This is a genomic window from Pseudovibrio sp. Alg231-02 (genome assembly GCF_900143565.1).
In the GTDB taxonomy this organism is placed as follows: Bacteria; Pseudomonadota; Alphaproteobacteria; order Rhizobiales; family Stappiaceae; genus Pseudovibrio.
Genome location: NZ_FREX01000003.1, coordinates 251400 through 268839 on the forward strand (window position 1 = coordinate 251400; position 17440 = coordinate 268839).

General features: G+C 51.3%; 15 protein-coding genes. 11 read left to right on the forward strand and 4 right to left on the reverse strand.

Translation table 11 applies throughout. The features are described 5' to 3' along the window. The first annotated feature begins 266 nt into the window (after positions 1-266). The 7 genes from DHN43_RS10640 to trpS all read left to right on the forward strand — a co-directional run bounded on the left by DHN43_RS10640 (position 267) and on the right by trpS (position 8899). A complete protein-coding gene (locus tag DHN43_RS10640; protein ID WP_057463180.1) occupies positions 267-1013 on the forward strand; it encodes a Tim44/TimA family putative adaptor protein in 747 nt (248 codons plus the stop codon). 35 nt (positions 1014-1048) lie between these two features. Further along, positions 1049-2119 (forward strand): murein transglycosylase A, encoded by a 1071-nt coding sequence (gene mltA, locus DHN43_RS10645; RefSeq protein WP_208995205.1) that lies wholly within the window; start codon positions 1049-1051, stop codon positions 2117-2119. A gap of 26 nt (positions 2120-2145) precedes the next feature. Continuing rightward, on the forward strand, positions 2146-2817 hold the full coding sequence (locus DHN43_RS10650) for a Smr/MutS family protein (protein ID WP_063286250.1): 672 nt from the start codon (positions 2146-2148) through the stop codon (positions 2815-2817). An 18-nt stretch (positions 2818-2835) separates the two neighbouring features. Next, a complete protein-coding gene (locus tag DHN43_RS10655; RefSeq protein ID WP_057463182.1) occupies positions 2836-3207 on the forward strand; it encodes a helix-turn-helix domain-containing protein in 372 nt (123 codons plus the stop codon). Positions 3208-3265: 58 nt separating this feature from the next. After that, on the forward strand, positions 3266-6094 hold the full coding sequence (locus DHN43_RS10660) for a [protein-PII] uridylyltransferase (RefSeq protein ID WP_108818577.1): 2829 nt from the start codon (positions 3266-3268) through the stop codon (positions 6092-6094). A gap of 6 nt (positions 6095-6100) precedes the next feature. Further along, on the forward strand, positions 6101-7654 hold the full coding sequence (murJ, locus tag DHN43_RS10665; RefSeq protein ID WP_108818578.1) for a murein biosynthesis integral membrane protein MurJ: 1554 nt from the start codon (positions 6101-6103) through the stop codon (positions 7652-7654). Between the two features lie 162 nt (positions 7655-7816). Next, complete coding sequence (gene trpS, locus DHN43_RS10670; protein ID WP_063308965.1) at positions 7817-8899, forward strand: tryptophan--tRNA ligase; 1083 nt, start codon at positions 7817-7819, stop codon at positions 8897-8899. An 89-nt stretch (positions 8900-8988) separates the two neighbouring features. Here the strand turns inward: trpS and DHN43_RS10675 are convergent, their stop codons facing one another. Further along, the gene (locus tag DHN43_RS10675) at positions 8989-10041 is read right to left on the reverse strand and encodes a hypothetical protein (RefSeq protein WP_159096822.1); all 1053 of its coding nucleotides are present in this window, start codon (positions 10039-10041) and stop codon (positions 8989-8991) included. A gap of 462 nt (positions 10042-10503) precedes the next feature. On the opposite strand from DHN43_RS10675, the gene trpA reads away from it, so the two are divergent. The 3 genes from trpA to DHN43_RS10690 all read left to right on the forward strand — a co-directional run bounded on the left by trpA (position 10504) and on the right by DHN43_RS10690 (position 13757). After that, a complete protein-coding gene (trpA, locus tag DHN43_RS10680) occupies positions 10504-11334 on the forward strand; it encodes a tryptophan synthase subunit alpha (protein ID WP_063303359.1) in 831 nt (276 codons plus the stop codon). A gap of 72 nt (positions 11335-11406) precedes the next feature. After that, positions 11407-12327 (forward strand): acetyl-CoA carboxylase, carboxyltransferase subunit beta, encoded by a 921-nt coding sequence (gene accD, locus DHN43_RS10685; RefSeq protein WP_063298936.1) that lies wholly within the window; start codon positions 11407-11409, stop codon positions 12325-12327. Between the two features lie 104 nt (positions 12328-12431). Continuing rightward, positions 12432-13757: a bifunctional folylpolyglutamate synthase/dihydrofolate synthase gene (locus DHN43_RS10690; RefSeq protein ID WP_108818580.1), complete on the forward strand. Its 1326-nt coding sequence runs from the start codon at positions 12432-12434 to the stop codon at positions 13755-13757. An 88-nt stretch (positions 13758-13845) separates the two neighbouring features. On the opposite strand, the gene cysK is transcribed toward DHN43_RS10690, so the two are convergent. From cysK to dut, 3 genes are all read right to left on the reverse strand, one after another. Next, positions 13846-14811 carry a cysteine synthase A gene (gene cysK, locus DHN43_RS10695; protein ID WP_063292542.1) on the reverse strand — a complete coding sequence of 322 codons (966 nt, stop codon included), beginning with the start codon at positions 14809-14811 and terminating at the stop codon, positions 13846-13848. Between the two features lie 256 nt (positions 14812-15067). Next, positions 15068-15745, reverse strand: a complete 678-nt coding sequence (locus tag DHN43_RS10700; protein WP_108818581.1) for an HAD family hydrolase — start codon at positions 15743-15745, stop codon at positions 15068-15070. A gap of 93 nt (positions 15746-15838) precedes the next feature. Further along, a complete protein-coding gene (dut, locus tag DHN43_RS10705) occupies positions 15839-16297 on the reverse strand; it encodes a dUTP diphosphatase (RefSeq protein WP_108818582.1) in 459 nt (152 codons plus the stop codon). Between the two features lie 203 nt (positions 16298-16500). Here dut and DHN43_RS10710 point away from each other — a divergent pair, with 203 nt between their 5' ends. Beyond that, a complete protein-coding gene (locus tag DHN43_RS10710; protein WP_108818583.1) occupies positions 16501-17280 on the forward strand; it encodes a DODA-type extradiol aromatic ring-opening family dioxygenase in 780 nt (259 codons plus the stop codon). Positions 17281-17440 lie beyond the last annotated feature (160 nt).

The following is a 17440-nucleotide window of genomic DNA, read 5'->3' on the forward strand; positions in this document are numbered from 1 at the left end:
GCTTTTTGATCACTTCTTTTTGAAGCGATCTTACTTATAGTGGGTGATCTTCACAGAATTGCAATGACTGATTTTAGCTTATACTTGCGTGGTAAGACTTTAAAAAGGCGTTGGGATGGACACGAAATAGCTGGATGTTGCTGATAGAAACCTTAAATTAGTGACAGAGCCTGTAAAAATGCGCTAGAGCACATTATCTAGATATCTAATGCATTTGATCATCGGCGCCTGGCAGCCCACGAGTAAAGGACCGGTCGGTACTCGGAATGAACGAAATATTCGACGTCTACAACATAATCTTCCTTATTGCGGCAGTTGTTATTTTCCTGCGGTTACGCTCCGTTTTGGGCAATCGCACCGGTAACGAGCGTCAACCATTTGACCCGTATTCTGCTCAGCAAAAACAAGACTCTCAAAAGACTCAGGCTCCTGAGAATGAGGACAATGTTATTCCTCTTCCAGGCAGTGAGCATGTTCAACATGACCCTGAGCGCGCAGAGCGTGAAGCTCGCGAACAGATTGAGGCTGAGATCGACAAGCTTGCCAAAAAAGGCAGTGAGTTGAATCACGGTCTGCGGGAAATCTGGAAAGCTGAGCCGTCTTTCAATCCAAAAGAGTTTGCGGAAGGTGCACGCGGCGCTTACGAAATCATTTTGATGTCGTTTGCGCAAGGTGATCGCCGCACGCTCAAAGAGCTTCTTTCTCCTGAAGTGTTCAGTGGTTTCTCTGCTGCGATTGATGACCGGGAAAGCCGCAATGAGCGTGTTGAGTCCACCTTTGTGGGCATCGACAAAGCTGACATTGTGGAAGCGGTCTTCAACGACAAAGACAAGCTTGCTGAAGTGACTGTTCGCTTCAAGGGTCAGCTGATCACCGCGACACGGGATTCTGAAAACCGCATTGTGGATGGTGACCCAACCGCAGTGAGTGACCTGACTGACATCTGGACCTTCGCTCGCGTAACTGGTGAGAACGATCCAAACTGGAAGCTGGTTGCAACTGAATCTGCATGACGTTTCCTTTCTTTCGCGACGCTATGAGTTTCATTATGGCACTCAGCGTCGCGGCGGGGATAAGTTCTGCTGCTGTAGCTGGAAACACCCTTACAAAAGACCATAGGACCATGCGAAGCGCGAAGCTCTCCGGGCCACTTGATCCCAACGAAATCGACGGATGGGCTGCAGATGATCATTCTGCGGCCCTTTCCGCATTTGTGGCTCACTGCGAGGCGAGCGAGGGCCGAACGCTGCCGACAAAGGCGTTTGGCATTAGCGACGCAAAATTACGCGCTATCTGCGCAAAATCGCGCAAAATCGACGTAAATAACGCAAGTGATGCAAAAACCTTTTTAGAACAGAACTTTACGCTTCAGCGCGTAGAGGACGACGGGTTTGTGACCGGCTACTACATGCCAGAGCTGGAAGGCTCACTTGTTCGCACGGACGAGTTTGTTGTTCCCCTTCATGCCTATCCCAAAGGCCTGAAGGTGATGCCGACACGCGGCGATGTGATGGACGGTGCACTGGATGGAATGGGCCTTGAAGTGCTGTGGGTGAAAGACCCGATAGATGCATTTTTTACAGCTGTTCAGGGTTCTGCCCGTGTTCGTCTGCCCGATGGCGAGTTGCGGCGTTTAGCTTTTGCAGGCAAGTCTGGTCATGAGTATACTGCGATTGGCCGTGTGCTCATAGAGCGGGGCGAAATCTCCAGAGATAACATGGGCATGGATGCGCTTCGTGCCTGGTTATCCCAAAACCCATCCCAACAGAAAGACGTGTTTCGGCACAATAAATCCTACATCTTCTTTGAGTTACAATCTGCGCAAGACACGGAGATTGCAGCCATTGGAGGGGCAGGAACAGCCCTGACGGACCTGAGATCACTGGCAATTGATGATGATCTGCACACTTATGGCAGTTTAATTTTTGTCTCTAGTGAGTTAAGGACCTACGACACATCAGGTGATCGCTTCGCTAAACTTATGGTTGCTCAGGATACCGGGTCAGCCATCAAAGGCCCCGCGCGCGGCGATATCTATGTAGGAAGTGGTGCAGAGGCAGGTGCCGTTGCCGGGAATATCCGTCACCGTGCGGAATTCTATCTCCTTGTTCCAAAATAATAAATGATCGTGGACGGATCGGATAGATGACGAATGGTGATCGCGCAAAGCGAGCCAAGACAAAGCAGCTGAGCGAAGCAGACAAGCGCTTGTGGGACAGGGTGAAAGCCACTCTGACACCTATTCATCAAGAGCGCCTTTCTGATATGCTGGAAGATACGACGCAGCTTTCTGAGCCGGATCAGTCCCTTATGCACGCTCAAAGCGCTGAGGTGTCTCAGCCTGAGCTTAAGCCGCAGCTGACCTCTCCACCGAAGCCTCAGGCCAAAAAATCTCGCGGTTCCAAAGGGAAGACCGCGCCAGACTACAGCCCGCCCAAGCCTGTTGTTCCTGCTATGCCTCCGCTTTCACCGCTCAACAAGAAAGAGCGCAAAAAAGTTGTCCGCGGGGGCAAGGGCTATATTGATGCGCGCATCGATCTTCATGGTTTGACGCAGTATCAAGCGCATCAACGCTTAACCTCGTTCATCTATCAAGCGCAGGCCATGGGCTACTCCCTCGTGCTTGTGATCACCGGCAAGGGGCTCGACTATTCAAGCAGCCCCTATGGAGATGATCGTGGTGTGTTGCGCAGAATGGTACCGCAGTGGCTTTCTCTTCCTGATATGCGCAGCTGTGTGGTAGGCTTCGACCAAGCTCATGTTTCGCATGGGGGCAGCGGTGCGATTTACGTTCGCATTCGTAAGCGCAAAAAATAAGGTAGGAATTTCAGTAAGATGACGCCTTTTGGAGCCAAGGTTAGAGAGCTGCGGGCTAAGCAGAAGATTACCCTGAAGGAAATGGCGGAGGCGCTTTCGGTTTCCTCTGCCTACCTGAGTGCGCTTGAACATGGCAAGCGCGGTACTCCAACCTGGTACATGGTTCAACGCATGATCACCTATTTCAATGTGATCTGGGATGAAGCTGAAGAACTTCAAAGACTTGCGGAACTTTCCAACCCGAAAATCACCATCGATACCGGCGGCCTGACACCTCGGGCGACCGAGCTGACGAATATGCTTGCCTCGAAGATCAATGGACTCTCAGAGGAATCCCTGGAGCACCTCATTCATCAACTAAGAGTGGTTAGCTCTCGCGACAATATCTAGTCTAAGCCGACAAAGCTCTGTAAAGTCAGTCTGCTGACTTTTGAAGTGGACTGCTGATATGACGCCTGAAGAACTCAAAGTAGATCAACTGGTTGATCCCCAATCCCTTCTCAACGAACTCAAAGAGCTGGTTGAGAAGCACGATGGCGACGGCAACAGCTTTAAGCTGCGCAGTGATGTTTTGACGAAGCTGAAAGCCACGCACAAAGCAGCCTTTAAAGAGATTGAAAAGCTCCTGATGGAAGACGGGCAGGGCCGGCGATGTTCCGAGCGCTTGTCTTGCGTGCAGGATATGCTCATTCAGGTGATCTATGAGTTCGCGGTTACCTATGTTTATCCCGTTGAAAATCCAACAAAATCCGAGCGTATCAGCATCATAGCTGTTGGTGGTTATGGGCGCGGAACGATGGCGCCGCACTCTGACGTGGATTTGCTGTTTCTCTGGCCGTACAAGCAGACGCCCTGGGGTGATCAGGTTGTTGAGTTCATCCTCTACATGCTTTGGGACATGGGCCTGAAGGTCGGTCATTCCACGCGCAACCTTGATGAGACAATCAAGCAGTGCCGCGAAGATATGACCGTTCGCACAGCTGTTTTGGAAGCGCGTTATGTTTGGGGTGATCTTGAGCTTTTCCAAGAGCTTACCAAGCGCTTTGACAAGGAAATCGTTTCCGGTACAGGACCGGATTTCATCGCTGCCAAGCTTGCTGAACGAGATGATCGTCATGAACGCCACGGCGCGTCCCGCTATCTTGTTGAACCCAATGTCAAAGAAGGCAAAGGCGGCATGCGTGATCTGAACACGCTGTTCTGGATCGCCAAGTATTTTTATCGCGTTCCCAGTGGCTTAGGGCTGGTTGAAAAGGGTGTCTTCTCGCGACGTGTATTGAATCGGTTCCGAAAGAGTCAGGATTTTCTCTGGGCAGTCCGCTGTCATCTGCATTTTTTGACGAACCGTCCTGAAGAACGCTTAAGCTTTGATGTTCAACGGGAAATTGCTGACCGTCTCGGATATATGGATCATCCCGGCATGCGGGCTGTTGAGCGCTTCATGAAGCACTACTTCCTTGTTGCGAAGGATGTTGGTGATCTGACACGCATTTTTGCGGCTGCGCTTGAAGAGCAGCATGTGAAGTCCGCCCCAAGTATTTCGCGGTTCCTTGGTAGTTTTGTTCCGGGAAGCAAGCATAAGCGGCGATCTATCAAAGGAACCAAGGACTTCCTTGTCGAGAACGGGCGCATTATAGCTGCGAAGCCGGATGTCTTTGAGAAAGATCCGGTCAATGTGATCCGTGTGTTTTATCTGATCGACAAAACCAATTTGGATATGCATCCGGAATTGCTGAAACTGGTTCGTCGATCCAGGCGGCTGATCAATGCGGAATTCCGCAAGAATGAACAAGCGAATCGGCTGTTCCTGAAGGTCCTGACAAGTCGCAGTGATCCGGAAACCGTTTTGCGTGCGATGAACGAGTCGTCCATCCTTGGCCAGTTCCTGCCGGAGTTCCGGAAGGTCGTCGCCATGATGCAGTTCAACATGTACCACCACTACACTGTCGACGAACACCTCATCCGATCAGTTGGCGTTCTTTCTGAAATTGAGCGCGGGATGGGTGGGGATAGTCACCCTCTGGCAACGGATCTGATCAAATCGGTTCACAGCCGAAAAGTCCTTTATGTTGCAATGCTTTTGCATGATGTGGCGAAGGGACGGCCAGAGGATCATTCTATTGCAGGAGCCAAGATTGCGCGGAAGATTTGCCCACGTCTTGGCCTTTCTCCAGCAGAGACTGATACGGTCGCCTGGCTCATCGAGCAGCATCTGGAAATGAGTACGGTTGCACAGTCTCGCGACTTGAGTGATCCGAAAACCATCAAGGATTTCTGCCGTAAAGTGCAGAGTCTGGAGCGTTTGCAGCTCCTATTGATTTTGACGGTTGCGGACATTCGGGCAGTGGGTCCGAATGTATTTAATGGCTGGAAAGGGCAGTTGCTGCGCACGCTCTATTATGAGAGCGAGACGATCCTCAGCGGTGGTCATGGCCGTATGAGCCAGCAGCAGCGTGTTGACCATGCGAAGCAAGAGCTGGCCGAAGAGCTGGTAGGCTGGACTGATGAGGAGCTGGATAATTACCTCAATCGCCACTATCCGGCCTATTGGCTGCGCGTTGATCTGAAGAGCAAGATCAACCATGCGAACCTGATCCGCAAAACGGACAAGGAAGAGGAGCATCTGGCGACCTCAGTAGAGCCTCATGCTTTTGAGGGCGTTACAGAAATCACCGTTCTGGCACCGGATCATCCAAGATTACTCTCCACAATTGCGCGGGCTTGCTTCGCAGCAGGTGGGAACATTGTGGACGCGCATATCGACACCACTAAAGACGGGCTCGCGCTGGATACGATCTACATCAGCCGTGAGCTGCCTGAGGACGATGATGAGTATCGTCGCGGGGAGCGGATTTGCTGTTTGATTAAAGAAGCACTGCGTGGGACCGCGCCTGTTCCTGAGCTGAAGGGTGCAGCGACAAAGCCGAATGCTCGTAACAAGGCGTTTACGCTGCAAACAACTGTTTTAGTTAGCAATTCGTGGTCAGAAAACTATACGGTTCTTGAAGTGACCGGACTTGACCGACCGGGTTTGCTTTCTGATTTGACCACCGAGATCTCGGCTCTCAACCTGAATATTGCGAGTGCTCATGTTGGGACTTTTGGGGAGAAAGCGGTCGATGTATTTTACGTGACCGATCTGACTGGCCAGAAAGTTCACAATGTGGGGCGTCAGGAATCTATTCGCGATAGACTCAAAAATGCCTTTGACGGTAAAAAGCCACAAAAAGCGCCTACGAGCTCACGCCGTAAACCTCAAAAACATACAGGTAAGTAATTTTATATGAGCCTTTTCAAGAGCTTCGCCACGGTTGGTGGTGCAACAATGCTAAGCCGTCTCTGCGGGTTTGGGCGAGATGTGATGCTGGCTGCCTTTGTAGGCACTGGTCCTGTTGCAGATGCTTTTGTTGTGGCTTTCCGCTTACCAAACCTGTTCCGCAGATTGTTCGCAGAAGGTGCATTTAACTCAGCTTTCGTACCACTGTTTGCCCGCTCTGTTGAGGAAGACGGAGAGCAGGGCGCGCGGAAGTTTGCTGGTGAGATTGCGGCGGCTTTGTTCTGGACGCTGGTGGTTATCCTCGCTTTGGCCGAGGTTTTCATGCCTTTGCTCGTGCATGTGCTGGCGCCGGGTTATTTCTCTGACCCAGCAAAGTTTGACCTTACCGTCCTCATGTCACGCATAGCATTTCCGTATTTGCTGTTTATGTCTCTGCTTGCGTTTTTGAGTGGAATTCTCAATACCTTTCAAAGGTTTCTAGCCGCAGCGATGGCTCCCGTCATGCTCAATGTGGTGATGATGGGCGTGCTCGCAGCCATTGGTTTTTATGGGATGGAACCTGATCAGACGACCGGTGTCCTATTGGTTGCTGGTGTTGCTGTTGCAGGTGTTGTTCAGCTCGCTGTCGTTGCCATTGGTATGAAGCGGCTCGGGTTTCGCGTCCCTATCATGCGCCCACGATGGACGCCAGGCGTAAAGCGCTTGCTGGTTTTGGGTGTTCCCGGTGTGATTGCCGGGGGGATTACGCAGATCAACATCACGGTTGGCACTATCATCGCATCGCTGGAAAGTAGTGCGAATTCATACCTTTACTATGCTGACAGGATATACCAGCTGCCACTGGGTGTGGTGGGAATTGCGATTGGTGTTGTGCTTTTGCCAAGCCTGACACGGCAGTTGCGCTCTGGTCAGGAAGAGCTGGTTCATCATACACAGAACCGTTCCATGGAGTTCGCTCTTGCGCTTACTCTTCCGGCTGCAGTCGCACTCGTGATCATCCCAGATACCGTGATTTCTGTGTTATTCCAGCGCGGTCAGTTTACGGATGCTGCTGTTGAGCAGACTGCTTTGGCTTTGATGGCATTTGCCGTTGGTTTGCCTGCGTTTGTGCTGAATAAGGTGCTGTCCCCTGGCTTCTTTGCACGGGAAGATACCAAGACCCCAATGTACTTTGCCGCTGTTGCCATGGTGGTGAACGTGGCGCTCTCAATCTTGTTGTTCCCCACCTTCAAACACGTGGGCATCGCGATTGGGACAACTGCTGCGGGTTGGGTCAACTCGGCGCTGCTGGCCTTTGTGCTGTGGCGGCGTGGTCATTTTGTTGTCGACGCAGCATTGCTGAAAAGAATTCCGCTATTGGGCTTTGCCAGCGCTTTGATGGGTGTTGTGGTCTATGGCGGCACGCTTGTTCTGGAGCCGCTTTCAACCTCCAATCTGTTTGTTGTGCGAGCCAGCGAGCTGGTCCTTCTTGTCACCATTGGCCTGATTTCCTTTGGGATTTTGGTTCAGCTCACTGGGACCGTGGATTTTCGCGCACAACTGCAGAAATTGCGGCGATAAAGACTTTCTCACTCTGCAAATCACTTGCACATACGAAAAAGCGCAGTCATAACCACCGGGCTTAATCTGCGCGGGCTGTTCTAGTTTGTTTGTCACCCATTCAATCTATGCCCGCGCAACCCACTGGCCCTTCCAACAGGCCCAAGCCTAGGGATATTTGTTATGACGGCGTTTCAGCCTCGCGTTTTCTCCGGTGTTCAACCAACCGGAAACCTTCACCTTGGTAACTACCTCGGTGCTATTGTCCGCTTTGTTCCGCTTCAGGACCAGATGCCGACCATCTTCTCCATCGTTGACATGCATGCGATCACAGTCTGGCAGGACCCTGCCGAGCTGACGCAGCAGACCCGTGAAGTAACAGCAGCTTACCTCGCAGCCGGTGTTGATCCGAAGAAGTCGATCATCTTCAACCAGAGCCAGGTGAAAGAACATGCTGAACTGGCATGGATTTTCAACTGTATCGCCCGCATGGGCTGGCTGAAGCGCATGACTCAGTTCAAGGACAAAGCAGGAAAGAACGCAGAAAACGCTTCTGTTGGTCTGTTTGCTTATCCTAACCTGATGGCAGCAGACATTCTGGCTTACCGCGCTACCCATGTTCCGGTTGGCGATGACCAGAAGCAGCACCTTGAGCTGACACGCGATATTGCGCAGAAGTTCAACAATGACTTTGCTGATCGCATCAAAGAGCTGGGTCTTGGTGTTCCAAACCCTGAACCATCTCATGAAGCGCCGGATGAGCTTTACTTCCCGGTCACTGAGCCAATGATCACTGGTCCTGCGACCCGTATCATGAGCCTGCGTGACGGCAACAAGAAGATGTCCAAGTCTGATCCTTCTGATCTTTCCCGCATCAACCTGACTGATGATCAGGACACGATTGCGAAGAAAATCAGAAAGGCAAAGACCGATCCTGAGGCTCTTCCAAGTGAAGTGGATGGACTGGAAGGTCGTGCGGAAGCTGACAACCTTGTTGGTATTTATGCAGCCCTTTCCGGACGGACCAAAGCGGACGTTCTGGGCGAGTTTGGCGGCCAGCAGTTCTCAGCATTCAAACCAGCTCTTTCTGAGCTGGCTGTTGAGAAACTTGCGCCAATGAACGGTGAGATGCGCCGGATCATGGATGATCCTGCAAGCGTTGATGCCGTTCTTCGTGATGGTGCTGAGCGTGCTGCTGAGATTGCAGAACCAGTGCTGCATGATGTACGTCGCATTGTTGGCTTTTTGGAAAGCCGTCGCGGCTAATAAGCGTTTAGTTTCAAGACTGAGAAAGCCGCAGATAATCTGCGGCTTTTTTGCTTTCCGGAGTGTTGCGGCTGCTTTTACTGGCGCACTCACTCATCCTTTAAAAAGGGCGACACGCGCGCTTGCGCTGCCTCGTTGGCCGCAACGATGTGTTTGAGCAACAAGGCATCCACCGTATGTGCCATAACCACACAGCGCCGGTCCATTTGTGGGAAGTCATCGCACACGAGTGACTTGAACAGAGTAGGGTTCTGTTGAGCCAGCCCCAGCATGTCCTGAAGATCCTGAATACTATAACGCGCGTGAAGAACCTTTATAAACTGCTCTTTGAAGCCAGTGTTATCGGCCGTGATGCGCTGAGCCAGTTCTGCCCGCGTAACTTTACAGGCCTGCTCTGTCATGCGGACTCCACAAGTCATCATACGCGGTTGCTGTTGAAGGTAATCCGATATTGGACCGTGCATGTCTTCCCAATTGTCGAACTGATAGCCCTCGAAAAGTTGAGACATCATTTTTACCTGCTTCTCTCTATCAGGAGGCAAGGGGTGAGCAAATCGGAAAGTGGCGGAGGGATCTTTTGCATCAAGTTGGCCGGTGATGAGATCAGTGAGTGGAACCGATGTTACTGATTGCGTTGTGTCTGCAATCTTGTTTCCAGAAGCATTGATAAGCGCAGGGCCGCTAAGGATTACGGTCAGATTGCGCTCAGCAAGAGCTTGAGACAGCACAGCTTTCTCAAGAAAAGTGGCTTTGGTCAGGACTGTAGTTCCAGAATCGGCATTATTGAAATCCGACACCTTCAAGACCACTTGTAAGCTCGTATCATCCACCCGAGTTAACTGGAGAACGGATGGCCCCATGGATGTAGGGGGCGAAGGGGTTTCTTGCTCTGGTAAGAGCAAATCAGGTAAACTCTGTTCAACGGTATTGCTGCAGAACACAAACCCGTTTTCCCGCTTTACCTCGCCGTTATCACAAAAGGCCACCACAGGAACCGGACCTGAGTTTTGCTTCTTTTTTTCCTGCATACGGGCATAGGTAGCCTCTGTCATCTTGTAGGTCATGCGCTGTGTGACAGAACCATCCTCAGCAAAATCATAGTGCAACTCAATATCTACGCAGGCGGAAAGAACCACCGCCAAACACATAAAAACTATCGCCTTCCATCCTCGCATCTCTTACCCCAAAACTAATCTCATTAAAAAATACGCCGGAACCAAAGCAGAGGGTTGTCATATGAGCCACACAACTATGGTCTAAGGGGGGTTGAATTGATTATTGATATGGCTGTTTATCGCGTTTCGATGCTTAAAACTGGTTCTACCACAGATCTAAAAATACAGTGCTTATTGCCGCTTAGTGGGTCGAGTTCACCATATGCTCACGATCAGAGCAGGCAATATTATATTTGACGTAATGGTCAATCTGAGACCTTGAGAGTCTTTATCGCTGGATATTCTCTGGAGCTGTTGTCTATTTCTTATAAAATTCGCCAGAAACGCATTCAATTTGCGCTGTGTTTATTGACAGAGGGCTAGTTGCACCCCTACATCCTTGCTGATTGATTGGTGGGGCTTGCCCCAATACATCAGATGGTCGGATGAATGATTGAAACTCGTATTGATCGACGCTTTGCTAAGCTAAAGGCTGAAGGACGTCCTGCGCTCGTAACTTTTATTACGGCCGGAGACCCGGACCTCGCCACTTCACAAGCTATTCTGGATGCACTTCCAGAAGCGGGTAGTGATGTTATTGAGCTTGGCATGCCGTTTTCCGACCCGATGGCTGAAGGTGTTCCAATCCAGCTGGCGACTCAGCGCTCTCTAGCGCATGGTCACACGATGGACAAAACGCTTCAGATGGTGCGTGAGTTCCGCAAAAAGGACAATGACACCCCAATCGTTCTGATGGGTTATTACAACCCAATCTTTGTTCGTGGCAGCGCTGCTTTTGTGAAAGAAGCACGTGAGGCTGGCGTTGATGGTCTTATTGTTGTTGATGTGCCTGCCGAAGCAGATGATGAACTCTGCATTCCGGCGATTGAGGGTGGTGTGAACTTTATCCGCCTAACGACACCAACAACTGATGACAAACGCCTTCCAACTGTTCTGGCGAATACATCAGGTTTTGTTTACTACGTATCCGTAACTGGTGTAACCGGATCTGCCGCTGCAGACACCACTGCTGTTGCTAAGGCAGTTACACGAATTAAATCCCACACTGAGCTTCCTGTTGCTGTTGGCTTTGGCATTAAAACCGCTGAACAAGCAGAGGAAATTGGCAAGCATGCTGACGGTGTGGTGGTTGGCTCCATTCTTGTTGAGGCGATTAGAACAAGCCTTGACGACAACGGTAAAGCCACAAATCAGACACAAGCTGCTGTTACCGAAGTTGTGCGCTCACTACGTGTGGGTGTAGAAAAAGCTCGGAAATAAGTATTGCTTTACGTATGGCCCGTTTAATGGCCATTAAAAATTGAAAACGAAATTAAAGACAGGCGGCAGCCCGTGAACTGGATTAACAACGTCGTACGGCCGAAAATCCGCAGCTTTCTCGAAAAGCGCGAAATTCCGGAAAACCTTTGGATCAAGTGCCCTGAAACTGGCGAGATGGTCTTCCATCGCGATTTGGAGGCAAACCAGTGGGTTGTACCAAACTCCAACTTTCATATGCGCCTCTCCAGCAAGAAGCGTTTGGAGTATTTCTTTGACCAGGGTGAATACACCAGCATCGAGACTCCAGAAGTTGCTGTCGACCCACTGAAATTCCGCGACCAGCGCAAGTATGTTGATCGCCTGAAAGATGCCAAAGCCAAAACCGAGATGACCGACTCTGTCGTTGTCGCCAGCGGTAAGGTGAATGGCTACGACATGACCACTGCTGTTCAGGATTTCGCCTTCATGGGCGGTTCTCTTGGCATGGCAGCTGGTGAAGCGATCATCCGCGGTATGGAACATGCCGTTGAGCACAAAACACCTTTCGTCATGTTTGCCGCTTCCGGCGGCGCACGCATGCAGGAAGGCATCCTCTCGCTGATGCAGCTGCCACGGACCACTGTAACCGTGCAAATGCTGCGTGAAGCAGGCCTGCCTTACATTGTGGTGCTGACCAACCCGACGACCGGTGGTGTAACGGCTTCCTACGCGATGCTGGGCGATGTTCACATTGCTGAGCCTAACGCTTTGATCGGCTTTGCTGGCCAGCGCGTGATTGAGCAGACTATTCGCGAGAAGCTTCCTGAAGGCTTCCAGCGTTCTGAGTATCTGCGTGATCACGGTATGGTCGACATGGTTGTGCATCGTCACGAGCTGAAAGAAACCATTTCCAACCTGTGTAACCTGCTGATGAAGCGTGAAGCTCAGCTGCCAGTGCTTGAAGAAAAGCCTGCAGAACCAGAGGCTAGCACTGAGGTTGCTGCAACCCCATAAATCTTTACGGCTCACGGAGTTGCGATTTGCTTTTAAAAGTCCGGCATACCGTGCCGGGCTTTTTCTTTATTCAGTTGCCCAGCAGATTTGAAGGTGGATAGCCAATGAACAAGATCAAAGCCGCCCTTGATCGTTTGATGAAACTTCATCCCGATGAAATTGATCTGTCCTTAGACCGTATGCATCGGGTCATGAAGGCGCTGGGGAGCCCTGAGACACGCATTCCGCCAGTTTTCCATATAGCGGGGACCAATGGCAAAGGCTCTACCGGAGCCTCTGTCAGGGCACTTCTGGAGGCACAGGGGAAAACCGTTCATGTGTATTCCTCACCGCATCTGGTTCGCTTCAACGAGCGCATTCGGCTGGGTGGTACAGGTTGCTTTGTTGAAGATGATGCATTGCTTGAAGCGATTGAGCAGGTTGAGAAAGCCAATGATGGCCATGAGCTGACGTTTTTTGAGGCGACAACAGCTGTTGCGTTCTACCTGTTTGCCAACAATCCTGCTGATTATCTTGTTCTCGAAGTTGGGCTTGGTGGTGTTCTGGATGCCACCAACGTTGTTGAGAAGCCGCTGGTGAGTGTGATCACTCCGATCTCAAAAGACCACGAGAATTTCCTGGGTGATAGCCTTGAAGGCATTGCGCTGGAGAAGGCTGGGATCATCAAGCCGGGTTGCCCTGTTGTTGTGGGTCCACAAGCGGATGCCGTGTGGGATGTGATTGAGAACAAAGCCGGGCGGGAGCGCGCGCCTATCTGGTTTCAGGGGCAGGAGTTTTCTGCCTGGGAAGAGGGCGGGCGGCTTGTTTATCAGGATGAATTTGGGTTGCTGGACCTTTCACCGCCAAAGCTTGCCGGTTTCCATCAGATGTCCAACTCCGGTCTTGCATTGGCTGCGCTGCGGGCGGCAGGACTGCTTGAGAGCGAAGAGGCGCGGGTTGCTTGCGATAAAGCGCTGCGCTCCATCAACTGGCCAGCACGGATGCAACCTCTTTATGAAGGCAAGCTCTTTGACGAGCTGCCGGAAAGCAGTGAGATCTGGGTTGATGGCGGGCATAACCCCGGCGCGGCCAAGGTGATTGCTTCTTTCCTTGCGGATTTGACGGATAAGGCATCCCGTCCGACCTATCTGGTCATGGGCATGATGAACACGAAAGATCCGGAAGGGTTCTTTGAGCAGTTTGAAGGGCTGGCGAAGCATGTCATCTGCGTGCCGTTGACCACCACAAGCGCAGGGCGGTCTCCGATTGAACTTGCCGAGATTGCGCAGGCTGCGGGCCTTTCGGCATCGGCTCACGGCACTATGGACAGAGCAATTGCGGAGATCAGACGACGTGCGCAGGATGAAGACGAAGCACCACGCATTCTGTTTGGTGGCTCACTTTACTTAGCTGGCGAAATTCTTGACAGAAATGGCACACCGCCTGAGTAAACAAGGTTCGATTCAGACTCGAAATGATCGGTAGACACAAAAAAGGGAGGCAATTGCCTCCCTTAATTCGTTTCAGATCTCGCTGGAATTAGGCATCCAGACCTTCAAAGAGAGCGGTTGAGAGGTAACGCTCCGCGAAGCTTGGGATGATGATGACAATGTTTTTGCCTGCCATTTCATCACGCTTGCCAACTTCGATCGCAGCTTTCAGCGCCGCTCCGGAAGAGATACCGACCGGAACGCCTTCTGTTTTCGCCACTTCACGAGACAGTGCAAACGAGTCCTCATTGGAAACGGTGACCACTTCATCATAAACAGCGGTATCCAGAACGCCCGGCACAAAACCAGCGCCGATGCCCTGAATTTTGTGCGGACCAGGCTGACCGCCGGACAAAAGCGGGCTGTCAGCTGGCTCAACAGCGACCACGTGAAGGGCTGGATTGCGCTCTTTCAGCACCTGAGAAGTGCCCGTGATGGTGCCGCCGGTGCCGATGCCGGATACGAATACATCAACGTTTCCGTCGGTATCGTTCCAGATTTCTTCAGCAGTGGTTTTGCGGTGGATCTCAGGGTTAGCCGGATTTTCGAACTGCTGCGGGATTACTGCGTCTGGAATCTCCGCCAGAAGCTCTTCTGCGCGTGCGACAGCACCCTTCATGCCCTTTGGGCCTTCAGTCAGGTCAATCTCAGCACCCAGAAGCTTCAACATCTTACGGCGTTCGATGGACATGGTCTCTGGCATTACGAGGATCAGGCGGTAACCTTTTGCAGCTGCGACGAAGGCCAGTGCGATGCCTGTGTTGCCGGAGGTTGGCTCGATCAGAGTGGTTTTGCCCGGAATGATCTTGCCCGCTGCTTCCATTGCTTCAACCATTGCGACACCGATACGGTCTTTCACGCTGGAAATCGGGTTGAAGAACTCGAGTTTGGCAAGCAGGTTGCCTTTTACGCCGTGAGCCTTTGCCAAACGGTCCAGACGTACGATTGGTGTGTTTCCGATAGTCTCAGTGATGGAAGAGTAAATTTTTCCACGACCCGGCTTGGAAGTGCTCATCGAAATCCCCTTTATGCAATTTGCTTGTGAGTTTGAGCCCTGTCTCGGCGGAAGAATCCCGAGCTGCAGCCTCATTAAATTTCTTAATGAAATGTAGGAAGTGTAACGAGGGTTTTCGAGGTTTCAAAAACCCCGAAAACTATAGGATATAGAAACATGATGCAAAATACTGCATGAACATAGAATTACATTCTAGCTGAGCGATGATTTAGTATGGTCTTTTGCAAAAAAGACCATTTCCTCGAAAATAGATGAACTACGCAGTGGTTTGATCCAGCGCTTCAAGACCCAACAGGTCCGGCAGGTCTGACATGTGGCCGAAGGTGATCGCGCCCAGAGATTTGGCCTGCTCGATGTCTGCATTTACATCGCCCGTGTAGTTGAAGACGCGCATTCCTGCGGCTTTTGCGGCTTTGATGCCTGCGATACTGTCTTCAATTACAACGCATTGTTCTGGCTTAAAGCCCATGCCTTTGGCTGCATAGAGGAAGATATCCGGCGCTGGTTTGCCCATTTTGCAGTCCTGCGCGGAATAGAGCACGTCCTTGAAGGTTTCCCAAAGGCCTGCAGAGCCAAGTGTCATCTGCATCTTCTCATAGCGACCTGAGGAGCCAACGCAGAATGGAATGCCTTCTGCTTTCAGATGAGCAACAACATCCAGAATACCCGGAATTGGCTCAATACCAGCTTCAAACGCGACCAGATCAGCCTGGCGGACCTGTGCAGCCCAGTCATCAGGAAGTTTTTTGCCGCTGAGGCGCTCGGCTTCTTCCTTAATGGTGTCCATTGCGGTGCCGGTGAAGCGGTGGTGACATTCCAAAGGCGAGAAATCGAGGCCGATTTTCTTCATGAAGTCAGAAAGGACTTCATTCGCTATGGTTTCGGTGTCGACAAGAATGCCATCACAATCGAAAATCACCAATTCCGGCTTCATAATTCTTCCTTGTATTCCGCGGAGCCTCTCGCCTTCATGGGAGTTAACGCGAGACGCTCCAGTTTTCTTCCAGCGTATCCTTTGAAGATGCGCTTAAACGCCAGAGGAGCCAAACCCGCCTTCACCACGTTCGGTGGTTTCAAGCTCTTTGACTTCTTCGATCTGCACTTGCGTGACAGGGGCCACCACCATTTGAGCGATGCGCATTCCGCGCTCAATCACAAAGGAGTCTCCCCCCAGATTGATCAGGATGACCTTCACTTCGCCGCGATAATCAGCATCAACCGTACCTGGTGTGTTGAGGACCGTCACACCGTGTTTAGCGGCCAGACCTGAACGTGGACGAACCTGCCCCTCATGACCAGATGGCAGAGCAAGTGAAAGGCCCGTTGGCACCATCGCCCGCTGTCCGGGCTTCAACTCGATCGCATCTGTATTTGCTGCCTGCAAATCCAAACCAGCAGCCTCCGCACTTTGATAAGCAGGAAGCTCTAACCCTTCGCTGTGGGGAAGGCGCGTAATTTTTAGTTTTGGTGTCATGAAGAGGCCCATTGATAAGAGGCGTCTTTTCTAGCAGGAGTTTGCAATTTCTTCCAGTAGGCGCATGAAATTCGATCAAGGTCCTTATCCTGCGATAAGGTCACTTTCAGTGAACAGTCCTATCAACTTTACTGAGATTGGTCGCAATTCGCTAATGCAATACACTGTTGAGAATAAGGAATTCATCAACAAACCGAAACAAAAAAGCGTTTCACATGAAACAATCACCTCTCTTTTTGCCCCATGGAGCACCAGATCTCGCAATAAGACCTGAGCTGGAAGCTCATCAGTTTCTCAAAAACCTTTGTGTTTCAGAGGTTAAGCCCAATGCGATCGTGATCATTTCGCCTCACTGGCAAACAGAGCGGCTTGTCATCACATCAGCAGGTCCGTTGAAGACCATCCATGATTTTCGCGGCTTCTCGCCGAAACTCTATGACATGCAATACGCTGCAGATGCCCCAAGCTGGCTGGTTACTCGCACACACGACGCCATTACGCGCTATGGTCTGACCGTTTGCGAAGATAATTCATGGGGTTTGGACCACGGTGCCTGGGTTCCTTTGTCACTGGCTTTTCCTGATGCGGATATTCAAGTGGTTCAGGTGTCTTTGCCCTATGCCTATGGAAGCGAAGAGAGCTTTAACCTAGGGCGTGCTTTAGCTCCGCTGGCGGAAGAGGGTATCCTTGTTATTGGCAGTGGTGCGTTGACGCATAATTTTTCTGAAGTCAGCGGCAATGGTGTCACACCAGACTGGGCATTGGAGTTTGACCACTGGATTACCGAGCTTGCGGAACAAGGGGAGACCTGCGCACTGCTCTCTTCCAGCAATCATAAGTACTACAAAAAAGCACTTCCGACTGATGAACACTTCCTTCCGCTTCTGGTGGCATATGGAGCTGCGGGTGAGCATGCCTATGGTGAAAAGCTGCATGAGAGCTTCACTTACCGCTCTATCAGCATGAGTGCGTTTCGGTTTCGTAACAGGTCGTGAGTATAGCTAAAAACTTATCCCCCCATGCCGAAGAACGTCTATTCTCTTCATATGCCTACGTAACGGGCTGCTGGCGGAGCGACCGTCAGTTTGTCGTAGGCTGGGCGGGGCTATTGGAAGACGTAACGCACCTTTCAGTGGTCCGGTGAACCGAACTTCA

What these genes read in the sequence shown, in the direction of transcription:
- DHN43_RS10640 (WP_057463180.1), top strand. Translation starts at nt 267, where the DNA reads ATGAACGAAATATTCGACGTCTACAACATAATCTTCCTTATTGCGGCA.
- mltA (WP_208995205.1), top strand. Translation starts at nt 1,049, where the DNA reads ATGGCACTCAGCGTCGCGGCGGGGATAAGTTCTGCTGCTGTAGCTGGA.
- DHN43_RS10650 (WP_063286250.1), top strand. Translation starts at nt 2,146, where the DNA reads ATGACGAATGGTGATCGCGCAAAGCGAGCCAAGACAAAGCAGCTGAGC.
- DHN43_RS10655 (WP_057463182.1), top strand. Translation starts at nt 2,836, where the DNA reads ATGACGCCTTTTGGAGCCAAGGTTAGAGAGCTGCGGGCTAAGCAGAAG.
- DHN43_RS10660 (WP_108818577.1), top strand. Translation starts at nt 3,266, where the DNA reads ATGACGCCTGAAGAACTCAAAGTAGATCAACTGGTTGATCCCCAATCC.
- murJ (WP_108818578.1), top strand. Translation starts at nt 6,101, where the DNA reads ATGAGCCTTTTCAAGAGCTTCGCCACGGTTGGTGGTGCAACAATGCTA.
- trpS (WP_063308965.1), top strand. Translation starts at nt 7,817, where the DNA reads ATGACGGCGTTTCAGCCTCGCGTTTTCTCCGGTGTTCAACCAACCGGA.
- trpA (WP_063303359.1), top strand. Translation starts at nt 10,504, where the DNA reads ATGATTGAAACTCGTATTGATCGACGCTTTGCTAAGCTAAAGGCTGAA.
- DHN43_RS10690 (WP_108818580.1), top strand. Translation starts at nt 12,432, where the DNA reads ATGAACAAGATCAAAGCCGCCCTTGATCGTTTGATGAAACTTCATCCC.
- cysK (WP_063292542.1), bottom strand. Translation starts at nt 14,811, where the DNA reads ATGAGCACTTCCAAGCCGGGTCGTGGAAAAATTTACTCTTCCATCACT.
- DHN43_RS10700 (WP_108818581.1), bottom strand. Translation starts at nt 15,745, where the DNA reads ATGAAGCCGGAATTGGTGATTTTCGATTGTGATGGCATTCTTGTCGAC.
- dut (WP_108818582.1), bottom strand. Translation starts at nt 16,297, where the DNA reads ATGGGCCTCTTCATGACACCAAAACTAAAAATTACGCGCCTTCCCCAC.
- DHN43_RS10710 (WP_108818583.1), top strand. Translation starts at nt 16,501, where the DNA reads ATGAAACAATCACCTCTCTTTTTGCCCCATGGAGCACCAGATCTCGCA.